The 9901-nt window shown below is 67.1% G+C and carries 11 protein-coding genes and 1 tRNA gene; 2 read left to right on the plus strand and 10 right to left on the minus strand.

Going from position 1 to position 9901, the window contains the following annotated elements; genetic code table 11:
* Positions 1-526: 526 nt before the first annotated feature.
* From ACIBVQ_RS40375 to ACIBVQ_RS40420, 10 genes are all read right to left on the minus strand, one after another.
* Positions 527-1042 carry a hypothetical protein gene (locus tag ACIBVQ_RS40375; protein WP_352014744.1) on the minus strand — a complete coding sequence of 172 codons (516 nt, stop codon included), beginning with the start codon at positions 1040-1042 and terminating at the stop codon, positions 527-529.
* Complete coding sequence (locus ACIBVQ_RS40380) at positions 1039-1500, minus strand: hypothetical protein (RefSeq protein WP_399184240.1); 462 nt, start codon at positions 1498-1500, stop codon at positions 1039-1041. Before ACIBVQ_RS40380 ends, ACIBVQ_RS40375 begins: the two co-directional genes overlap by 4 nt.
* A 662-nt stretch (positions 1501-2162) precedes the next feature.
* Complete coding sequence (rplL, locus tag ACIBVQ_RS40385) at positions 2163-2555, minus strand: 50S ribosomal protein L7/L12 (RefSeq protein ID WP_352014742.1); 393 nt, start codon at positions 2553-2555, stop codon at positions 2163-2165.
* 85 nt (positions 2556-2640) lie between these two features.
* Positions 2641-3165 carry a 50S ribosomal protein L10 gene (gene rplJ / locus ACIBVQ_RS40390; RefSeq protein ID WP_352014741.1) on the minus strand — a complete coding sequence of 175 codons (525 nt, stop codon included), beginning with the start codon at positions 3163-3165 and terminating at the stop codon, positions 2641-2643.
* Between the two features lie 357 nt (positions 3166-3522).
* Positions 3523-4359 carry a DUF1396 domain-containing protein gene (locus ACIBVQ_RS40395; protein ID WP_386188470.1) on the minus strand — a complete coding sequence of 279 codons (837 nt, stop codon included), beginning with the start codon at positions 4357-4359 and terminating at the stop codon, positions 3523-3525.
* Positions 4360-4511: 152 nt separating this feature from the next.
* Positions 4512-5225: a 50S ribosomal protein L1 gene (gene rplA, locus ACIBVQ_RS40400; protein ID WP_352014739.1), complete on the minus strand. Its 714-nt coding sequence runs from the start codon at positions 5223-5225 to the stop codon at positions 4512-4514.
* 155 nt (positions 5226-5380) lie between these two features.
* Positions 5381-5812: a 50S ribosomal protein L11 gene (rplK, locus tag ACIBVQ_RS40405; RefSeq protein ID WP_184712590.1), complete on the minus strand. Its 432-nt coding sequence runs from the start codon at positions 5810-5812 to the stop codon at positions 5381-5383.
* Between the two features lie 116 nt (positions 5813-5928).
* Positions 5929-6714: a transcription termination/antitermination protein NusG gene (gene nusG, locus ACIBVQ_RS40410; protein ID WP_362915239.1), complete on the minus strand. Its 786-nt coding sequence runs from the start codon at positions 6712-6714 to the stop codon at positions 5929-5931.
* A 66-nt stretch (positions 6715-6780) separates the two neighbouring features.
* Entirely contained in the window at positions 6781-7029 is a 249-nt protein-coding gene (gene secE / locus ACIBVQ_RS40415) for a preprotein translocase subunit SecE (protein ID WP_352014737.1), read from the minus strand.
* Positions 7030-7104: 75 nt separating this feature from the next.
* Positions 7105-7177, minus strand: a tRNA-Trp gene (locus ACIBVQ_RS40420).
* Between the two features lie 260 nt (positions 7178-7437).
* Here ACIBVQ_RS40420 and ACIBVQ_RS40425 point away from each other — a divergent pair.
* Positions 7438-8643 carry a pyridoxal phosphate-dependent aminotransferase gene (locus tag ACIBVQ_RS40425; RefSeq protein ID WP_352014736.1) on the plus strand — a complete coding sequence of 402 codons (1206 nt, stop codon included), beginning with the start codon at positions 7438-7440 and terminating at the stop codon, positions 8641-8643.
* Between the two features lie 136 nt (positions 8644-8779).
* A complete protein-coding gene (locus ACIBVQ_RS40430) occupies positions 8780-9811 on the plus strand; it encodes an adenosine deaminase (protein WP_399184244.1) in 1032 nt (343 codons plus the stop codon).
* Positions 9812-9901: the final 90 nt, after the last annotated feature.

Consider the following 9901-nt stretch of genomic DNA (forward strand, 5'->3'; position numbering starts at 1 on the left):
TTCGAGCGGCTCCTGAATACGTGCGAACGACACGCGACGGGGACCAGCGGGTACGGCGGAGGCGTTGCGCGAGGCTGCCAACAGATGTCCTTCCGAGGGCTCGCGGCGGACTGACTACACGCACGCCAGACGACCATGCATCGGAGCACCAAAAGAAGCGGGTCGTCAAAGGGCAGCGCAAAGGGGCAGTGTAGCCGAACGGCATACACCTGTCCAGTTCACCCTCGCTGCGCTCTCCACGTTGGTCGCAGCATCGCCCGTCAGAGCCGAAACGTCAAGCCCGTGAGCCGACATTTCAGCCAAGGAACAGCCGAGCCGCTGGGAGTTTTCCCATCGTGTGACCTGCGCAACCACCAGCCCCAAGACGATACCCGCGCCTCGGGGAGGCTAACGCCTCGCCCTACGAAGCTTCGAGCGCCAGACGCACCCACGACCGACGATCGACGCTGCGATGAACGATGTACCCGGCCACAAACCAGCTCTAAACGCAGACTTTGATAACAATTGAATGAAGCGCCACGCCAACCTAGTGGGGCGGCGGGTTTCCCAGCAGGGTGGACAGCTCGGAGACGAGCCAGTGGGAGTCCTGCCTGACCATGACCAACCGGGCCCTGTTCTGCCTGATCTGGCGCCGGGGCTGCTTGTCCCCCGGCATGGTCCGCACGGTGCTCATGTTCACGAACAGCAGGACCTCGACCCGGTCGGCGCGTGCCGACTCGACCCCGGCCCCGGCCACCGTCGCCTGCTGGACGGCGCGCTCCTTCCTGGCCGTCGGCACCAGGCTCGTGGTGAGCTGCCGGTAGTACTGGCTGAGGTTTCCCGTGGTGTATCCCCGAGCCCGTGCGAAATCCTGTTCGATAGTACGGTAGTCGTACGACAGCATGTCGGCGGCGACGGAGCGGGCGGTCGCGAGCGCCTCCCGTCCGGCGGCCTCGTCCGAACGCAGTCGGCTCAGATCCGCGAACATGATCCACACCACCGCGGCGAGCGAGAGCGCGACGGCGGTCATCACCCCGACCAGGAGGAGGGAGACGCGGGTCACAGGACCAACTCCGTCTTCGAGACGAGCCAGGCGGTCCCGATCTTGGTCACTTCCATGTTCCACTGGTAGAACCGCTCCTGCGGGGGCTGTTTGCTACCCTCCCAGCGAATGACGGCGTCCCCGACGACCATCACTCTGGCGACGTTCCCCTTCATCGAGACGAGCCCGGAGGCACGGAGCGCGCCCGTCTGGAGAACCCTGTTCCTGAGCGTCGTCTCTTTGAGCGTCGTGACGTTCCTGGCGTACTCCGCCTTCGCCGCGCCGGTTGACGTGTCCAAGATGCGTTTGATGTCAGAGTCCACGGTCCGGTGACCGACCGAGAGCAGATCCAGGGCGTGTGATCCCGCCGCCCGTATCGCGGCCTCCCGGTCGTCGGCCTCCGCCTGGGCCTGCGCAAGCGCCGAGCGCAGCCAGAACGCCGCGCCGAGCAACGCCACGATCAACAGGGCCAGCACCAACCCGGCGACTCTCAGCGGGCGAGCCCGCCGAGCAGTGTTCACCGCCATGCGCTCTCTCCCATCGCGGGTCCGTCGGAACACGGACCGGTGATCACGTGGCGCCGGCCGTTCAGGCCGAAAGCTCCCCGATCGCCGGATCATAACCCGCCAAACGGATCGTCATGGAGGGCTTTGCCCACCTCCCCAGGAGCCGCCCTCTCATAACAGGAAAAAAATATCCCTGCCAAGGCCGCTGATCTCGTGGCCCTCTCCATCCCGAGCCACCGATCTCGTGGCCCAGGCGCCCAGACGCCACCGATAAACGACCTTCGGGCTCACGCGGGGAAATGCCGTCCGGTGCCCCGCCGTACGGCCCGGCGAGCTCTTCGGGTCGCATCCCAAACCCATTTCAGAGCATTTAATGGCGATTTAGTGAACAAACCGCCCATAAAGCCATAAATCATGAGAAGTTCGCCGCAGGAGAAGCCGACCGAAGGCATGAGAGCGTCGTACGGACGCCCCTCGCCGAGGCCTTCACCAACCCCAGACGGGCTCTGACACGCCCCTGACGGGCCTCTGACGGGCCGGGAAAGCAGAAAGAGCGGGCCACCGGCACCAGGTGGACCCGCTCTTTCTGTTGAGTCTCGTCGAGCTCTCCTACGAGGCCTTCAGGCCAGGTGGGACTACTTGACGGTGACGGTGGCGCCGGCGCCCTCGAGGGCAGCCTTGGCCTTCTCCGCCTGCTCCTTGTTGACCTTGCCGTCGAAGACGGGCTTGGGGGCACCGTCAACGAGGTCCTTGGCCTCCTTGAGGCCCAGGCTCGTCAGGGCGCGGATCTCCTTGATGACCTGGATCTTCTTGTCGCCGGCAGCCTCGAGGATGACGTCGAACTCGTCCTGCTCCTCGGCCTCCTCGGCCGGAGCGGCGCCACCGGCGGCCGGGGCGGCGGCCACGGCGACGGGGGCGGCGGCCTTGACGTCGAAGGCGTCCTCGAAGAGCTTCACGAAGTCGGCCAGCTCAAGGAGGGTCATCTCCTTGAACGACTCGAGCAGCTCGTCAGCGGTGAGCTTCGCCATGATGATTCCTCCGTATGGATCTAAAAACTGAGAATTCGGGACCGCGGTATATATGCGCTAATCCCCTGAGTCCGCCAGCGCGGACCTACTCGCCCGCCTCTTCGCGCTTGGCGCGCAGAGCCTCGACGAGCTGAGCCATGTTGGTGGGCAGCGCGTTGAAGACGGCGGCGGCGTGGGCCTGCTTCGCCTTCATGGCACCGGCCAGCTTCGCGAGGAGGACCTCGCGCGACTCAAGGTCGGCAAGCTTGCTGATCTCGGCCGGGTTCATCGACTTACCGTCGACGACACCGCCCTTGATGACCAGGAGGGGATTGGCCTTGGCGAAGTCACGCAGACTCTTGGCGGCCTCGACCACGTCGCCCTCGACGAACGCGATCGCCGACGGACCCGCGAGCAGGTCGTCGAGCTCGCTGATCCCGGCCTGGTTGGCCGCGATCTTGGTCAGCGTGTTCTTCACCACGGCGAACTTCGCATGCTCACCGAGAGAGACGCGCAGCTGCTTGAGCTGAGCGACGGTGAGACCGCGGTATTCGGTCAGAACGGCAGCGTTGGAGCCTTCGAAGCTGCTCCGCAGCTCGGCTACAGCCGTTGCCTTTTCCGCCTTCGCCATGGGCCTCCTTCCAGATGTTGCCACCGGCAAGGGGCCACAGACGCGAACAAGCCCCGGGCGCAGGCGCACGGGGCTCACATGAGGAGGTCAGTCCAAATGGAAACTCACATCACACCTGCGCTGGTCGTCCACGAAGTGGAACCTTGGGTCGTCGAACCATGAGGCCTGACGACAACCGGCGGTCTTCGGCGTTGACAGCATACGCCCTGGCGGGAGGAACGCCAAACCGGGCTCCGCTCGGGAAGGAATCCAGGAAAACACGACGGCCCGCCTCCCCCGGTGCGATGGGAAAGGCGGGCCGTACATGGGTCTCGTGGTCACCCGGACGGGGTTCCACGAGCCGTTCCCAGCGGGCCCTCAGTGGCCGCTCGGGACGGGGTTCTTCGGCAGGTCGCCCACCTGCTCGGCGGGCGGGGCCGCGATCGTCACGGGCTCGTTGAAGCCCTTGAAGAGCGCGGTCAGGTTGAACGACTCACCGTTCTTCGAGCCGCTGAGCGTGACCTTGCGGGGCAGGCTCTGGCCGTCGGCCCACAGGTCGAACTTCACGTCCTTGACCGACGAGAGTCGCTCCTTGAGCGGCTCCTGCTTGGCCGGGTCGAGCACCTGGGCGGCCTCGGCCACCGGGAAGGTGCCGCTGTAGTGGGTCGTCTCGGTCCCGCCGACCGTCTCGGTGCCCACGGCCTTGACGTCCTTGGACGCGGTGAGCAGCTTGACCGTCGCGGCGAGATCGAACTGCCTGGCCTGCTCCAGGAAGCTCCTTACGCCCTTCTGGCCCTCGGCGTCGATGTCGGAGATCGAGGCCTTGAGCCAGGGCTTGTTCGCCCCCGCGAACCTGGCGAGCAGTTGCGACTTCAGGTAGACCGTGTCACCGGTGAAGATCGCCCTGGCTCCGCCGGGGACGTTCTGCCCGTCGAAGTTGATCGTGTCCAGCGTGATGTCGGTCGCCAGCTGAGGCTGGCTCTGGTAGACCACGCTGCCCTGGATCTTGCCCGCGCCCCTGTCGCCGCCTGTGGCGTCAAGGACGAGGTCCGCGGAGTACGAGGTGACCTCCCCGGCCCTCTGCGCGCTCTGCTGAACCGCCTCGGCGGCGGCCAGTTTGACGTTTCCGAGGGTTCCGGTGCTCTGCGCACCGCATCCCGTGACCGCGATCAGAGCGGCCGCTCCCAGTGTCAGTGCGGGAGCCAATCGGCGCATTGGTCTTCACTCCTTCGTGTCCCCCGATGGACTTGTTTATGACCATACGCCGGGCAATCCCGGCACGCTTCCTCCATAGGAACGAAGAAAGGCCTCAACCGAATGGCCATTCGGTTGAGGCCTTTCCGAGAAGGCGTCTGCTAGCGGACGTCTCAGGCGTCGAGCTCGGCGGTCAGCGCCCGCGTCACGTTCGGGTCGACCGGGATGCCGGGGCCCATGGACGTGGAGAAGGTGACCTTCTTCAGGTAACGGCCCTTGGCGGCGGACGGCTTCAGACGCAGCACCTCTTCGAGGGCGGCGGCGTAGTTCTCGACCAGCTGACGCTCGCCGAAGGACACCTTGCCGATGATGAAGTGCAGGTTCGCGTGCCGGTCGACACGGAACTCGATCTTGCCGCCCTTGATGTCGGTGACGGCCTTGCCGACAGCCGGGGTGACGGTGCCGGTCTTGGGGTTGGGCATGAGGCCACGGGGACCGAGCACGCGGCCGAGACGGCCGACCTTGCCCATGAGGTCGGGGGTCGCGACGACGGCGTCGAAGTCGAGACGGCCCTTGGCGACCTCGTCGATCAGCTCGTCGGCACCGACGATGTCGGCGCCCGCGGCGCGGGCCTCCTCGGCACGGTCACCGGTCGCGAAGACCAGGACCCGGGCGGTCTTACCGGTGCCGTGCGGGAGGTTGACGGTGCCGCGCACCATCTGGTCGGCCTTACGGGGGTCGACGCCCAGTCGCAGCGCGACCTCGACGGTCGCGTCGAACTTGGTGACGCTGGTCCCCTTGGCGAGCTTCGCCGCCGCGGCCGGGCTGTAGAGGTTCTCGCCGTCGACCTGTGCGGCCGCCGCGCGGAATGCCTTGCTGCGCTTCACTTGCTCACTCCTGTGAATCCGAGTGTCCGTGGTGCGGGCCAGCGCCTGGCCCTTCCACTCACTTCGATGTCCTGGTGACGGACACGACCACCGTCGCGTTCCGCCGTTTTCCGATCCGTCGCCGGATCACCGGCTCGGGACCGAGTCGCCTGTCGTCAGTCGGCGATCGTGATGCCCATCGACCGGGCGGTGCCGGCGATGATCTTCTCGGCCGCCTCGATGTCGTTGGCGTTGAGGTCCTGCATCTTGGTCTCGGCGATCTGGCGCAGCTGCTCCTTGGTGAGCTTGCCGACCTTGTCCTTCTGCGGGACGGCCGAGCCCTTCGCCACACCGGCGGCCTTCTTGATCAGCTCAGGCGCCGGGGGCGTCTTCGTGACGAAGGTGAAGGAGCGGTCCTCGAAGATGGTGATCTCAACGGGGATGATGTTGCCGCGCTGGGCTTCGGTGGCAGCGTTGTACTGCTTGACGAAGTCCATGATGTTGACGCCGTGCGGACCGAGGGCGGTACCGACCGGCGGAGCGGGCGTGGCCTGGCCAGCGGGGAGCTGGACCTTGACCAGTGCCGCGATCTTCTTCTTAGGAGGCATGGTTCTTCTCCGGGTCCTAATCGGGGTGATGCGGCTCCCACGCAGACACGGGGAGCATGTCGGAAGGCCGTGCTTCGCGAGACACGGCCACCGAACGTCTTAGTTTATGTGATCGGTCAGATCTTCGAGACCTGGTTGAACGAGAGCTCAACCGGGGTCTCGCGACCGAAGATCGACACGAGGACCTTGAGCTTCTGCGACTCGGCGCTGATCTCGCTGACCGTGGCGGGCAGGGTCGCGAAGGGGCCGTCCATGACCGTGACGGACTCGCCGACCTCGAAGTCGACGGTCGCGGCCGTGGCCTTGACGGTCGACTTCTTGACCTCTTCCGAGGGCTCGGGAGCCAGCAGCTTGGCCACCTCGTCCAGGCTCAGCGGGCTGGGCTTGTTCGACAGACCGACGAAGCCGGTCACACCGGGCGTGTTGCGCACCGCGGACCAGGACTCGTCGGTGAGCTCCATCCGGACCAGCACGTAGCCGGGCAGCACCCGCTCCTTGACCAGCTGACGCTTACCGCTCTTCACCTCGGTCACGTGGTGCGTCGGCACCTCGACCTGGAAGATGTAGTCCTCCATGTTGAGGGACTGCGTGCGGGTCTCGATGTTCGACTTCACGCGGTTCTCGTAACCGGCGTAGGAGTGGATGACGTACCACTCGCCGTACTGGCCGCGCAGCTGGCGCTTGAACTCCTCGATCGGGTCGACATCGGGCAGGACGTCGCCGTCCTCGTCGACCTCACCGGTCTGCCCGGCCTCTTCTGCCTCGTCCTCGTCGACGTCGGCCGTGACCTCGTCGGTCTCGGTGTCGGCGTCGAGCGAGTCCTCCGCGACGTCGACGACCTGCTCCGGCTCGTCAGTCCGCTCTTCGCGGGACTCGCCGGCCGGCTGTGGAGACTCGGACACGGTGGCTCATTCTCTTTCGTCGATGGGCTGATGAAATTACGGGGGGCGATCCGCCGGGGTCCGGCCTCAGGCTCCGCCGAAGATCCGCAGCACACCTTCGGTGAGCAACGCGTCGAGTCCGGACACGACCCCGACCATGATCAGAACGAAGACCATGACAATCGTGGTGTACGAGAGAAGCTCTTTGCGCGTAGGCCAGATGACCTTGCGTAGTTCAGCGATGATCTGCCGATAGAAGAGGGCGGGAGAAGTGCGCTTGGCCTTCTTCTCACCGCTCGGCTTGTCTGCGGTTTCGCCGCGCGTGTCGATCGCCACAGTCCTCACCTGCTTCGTCGAGTCCAACGCATGTCTGCGGCGCGCTAGACGCCCTGATGCGCGGACCGCTCCTCGCAGGGCACGAGGGACTCGAACCCCCAACCGCCGGTTTTGGAGACCGGTGCGCTACCAATTGCGCTAGTGCCCTAAGACATGAACCACCATACATCGGTTGGACCGAAGTTTGTCCGTGGCTCACGGGTCCCGACCGCCGAGTTCGTGCACGCGGCGGTTAGGAACATGCGGGAGTCTACGTGGGAATGGCCCCCACGTCGAACCGGCAGGTGATCGACCCCCCGCCTCACCCTGATCTCCCACGTCACAGCCTTTCCCCTCCCCTACGGCCCGCCGTACGGAAAAACCGGCGGGAGGCGGGGGGCGCCTCACAGATCTGTAACCATGGAAGGCATGACCCGTCCTCGCATCTCAGCGCGCATCTCCGCGATCTCCGAGTCCGCCACGCTCGCCGTGGACGCCAAGGCCAAGGCCATGAAGGCGGCGGGCCGCCCGGTCATCGGCTTCGGCGCGGGCGAGCCGGACTTCCCGACTCCCGACTACATCGTCGAGGCCGCCGTTGAGGCCTGCCGCAACCCCAGGTTCCACAAGTACACCCCGGCCGGGGGCCTGCCCGAGCTGAAGCAGGCCATCGCGGACAAGACGCTGCGCGACTCCGGCTACCAGGTCGACGCGGCCCAGGTGCTGATCACCAACGGTGGCAAGCAGGCCGTCTACGAGGCCTTCGCCACGCTCCTCGACCCGGGTGACGAGGTTCTGGTCGTCGCCCCCTACTGGACGACCTATCCCGAGGCCATCAAGCTCGCGGGCGGTGTCCAGGTGGACGTGGTGACCGACGAGACCACCGGTTACCTCGCGAGCGTCGAGCAGTTCGAGGCGGCCCGCACCGAGCGCACCAAGGCCCTGCTGTTCGTCTCCCCGTCCAACCCGACGGGCGCGGTCTACTCGCCCGAGCAGGTCGAGGCGATCGGCCGCTGGGCGGCCGAGCACGGGCTGTGGGTGGTCACCGACGAGATCTACGAGCACCTCACCTACGGCGGCGCGACGTTCGCGAGCATCGCGACCGTCGTCCCCGAGCTGGGTGACCGGGTCGTCGTGCTGAACGGCGTCGCCAAGACCTACGCCATGACCGGCTGGCGGGTCGGCTGGCTGATCGGCCCGAAGGACGTCGTCAAGGCCGCGACCAACCTGCAGTCGCACGCCACCTCCAACGTCTCGAACGTGGCCCAGGCCGCCGCCCTGGCCGCCGTGTCCGGCGACCTGTCGGCCGTGGCGAAGATGCGTGAGGCCTTCGACCGCCGCCGCCAGACCATGGTCCGCATGCTCAACGAGATCCCGGGCGTGCTCTGTCCCGAGCCCAGGGGCGCCTTCTACGCCTACCCGTCGGTCAAGGAGCTGCTGGGCAAGGACTTCGGTGGCAGGCGTCCTGAGACGTCCGCCCAGCTGGCCGAGCTCATCCTTGAGGAGGCCGAGGTCGCCCTCGTCCCCGGCGAGGCCTTCGGCACCCCCGGCTACTTCCGGCTCTCCTACGCGCTCGGCGACGAGGACCTCGTCGAGGGCGTGAGCCGGGTGGCCAAGTTCCTCGGCCAGGTCGGCTGAGGCCCACCTGAGACCCGTCTGAGGTCCACCGCCGGGCGGCGTGTACGGCGCCGCCCGGCGGCCCGCCCTCCGGCTCCGTGGGAGCGGGTTCGGCGTGTGGCACCGTGCGGTGCCCGGCATACGGCACCATATGGAAATGCCACGCCCGCTCACCGACCTGCCAAAGGCCCACCTCCACCTGCACTTCACCGGCTCGATGCGGCACACGACCCTGATCGAGCTCGCCCGTGAGCAGGGTCTGCACCTGCCGGACGCGCTTGAGCAGGACTGGCCGCCCCGGCTGCGGGCGACCGACGAGCGGGGCTGGTTCCGTTTCCAGCGGCTCTACGACATCGCGCGGGCGGTGCTACGGCGGGAGTCCGACGTCTACCGGCTGCTGCGGGAGGCCGCGGAGGACGAGGTCTCCGAGGGGTCTCGCTGGCTGGAGATCCAGGTCGACCCCTCGGGATACGCCCACCGGTTCGGCGGTCTCACTCCCACCCTTGAGCTGATGCTCGACGCGGCGCGCCAAGCCTCGGCGCACGCGGGCATCGGAGTGGCGCTCGTGGTCGCCGCCAACCGCACGAAGCACCCCCTGGACGCCAAGACGCTCGCCAGGCTCGCCACGCACCACATGGACCAGGGCGTCGTCGGTTTCGGGCTGTCCAACGACGAGCGCAGGGGCCGGGCCCGTGACTTCGACGGGGCCTTCAGGCTGGCCAGGCGGGCCGGATTGCTGGCCGTACCGCACGGTGGGGAGCTGATGGGGGCGGCCAGTGTGGCCGAGTGCCTCGACGAGCTCGGCGCCGACCGGGTCGGGCACGGCGTGCGGGCGGCCGAGTCGCCACGGCTGATGGAGCGGCTGGCTGACCGGCAGGTCACGTGTGAGGTCTGCCCGACCTCCAACGTCGGCCTCGGGGTTGCCGAACGGCCGCAGGACGTGCCGCTGCGGCGGCTGTTCGAGGCGGGGGTGCCCATCGCGCTCGGCGCCGACGACCCGCTGCTGTTCGGCGCCAGGCTGCTGCCCCAGTACGAGCTGGCCAGGCAGGTGTACGGCTTCCGCGACGCGGAGCTGGCCGAGCTGGCCCGGCAGTCGATCAGAGCCTCCGCCGCCCCCGAGAGCGTCCGCAAGGAGATCCTCAGGGAGATCGACGAGTGGCTGTCCTCCCCCGACCCCGAGGGTGTCTAAAGCTTGTTGCAGAAGGTGGTGTTTAGGCAGTTCGGGGCCGGGGTGGTGACTGTCGTGGTCATGGTGTGAGGGCGAGGTTGTGCATGTGGG

The organism is Streptosporangium sp. NPDC049376 (assembly GCF_044466505.1).
GTDB lineage: Bacteria > Actinomycetota > Actinomycetes > Streptosporangiales > Streptosporangiaceae > Streptosporangium.

Excerpts from the sequence above, each read along its gene's own strand:
- rplL (WP_352014742.1), bottom strand. The coding sequence starts at position 2,555 with ATGGCGAAGCTCACCGCTGACGAGCTGCTCGAGTCGTTCAAGGAGATG.
- rplJ (WP_352014741.1), bottom strand. The coding sequence starts at position 3,165 with ATGGCGAAGGCGGAAAAGGCAACGGCTGTAGCCGAGCTGCGGAGCAGC.
- ACIBVQ_RS40395 (WP_386188470.1), bottom strand. The coding sequence starts at position 4,359 with ATGCGCCGATTGGCTCCCGCACTGACACTGGGAGCGGCCGCTCTGATC.
- rplK (WP_184712590.1), bottom strand. The coding sequence starts at position 5,812 with ATGCCTCCTAAGAAGAAGATCGCGGCACTGGTCAAGGTCCAGCTCCCC.
- ACIBVQ_RS40425 (WP_352014736.1), top strand. The coding sequence starts at position 7,438 with ATGACCCGTCCTCGCATCTCAGCGCGCATCTCCGCGATCTCCGAGTCC.
- ACIBVQ_RS40430 (WP_399184244.1), top strand. The coding sequence starts at position 8,780 with ATGCCACGCCCGCTCACCGACCTGCCAAAGGCCCACCTCCACCTGCAC.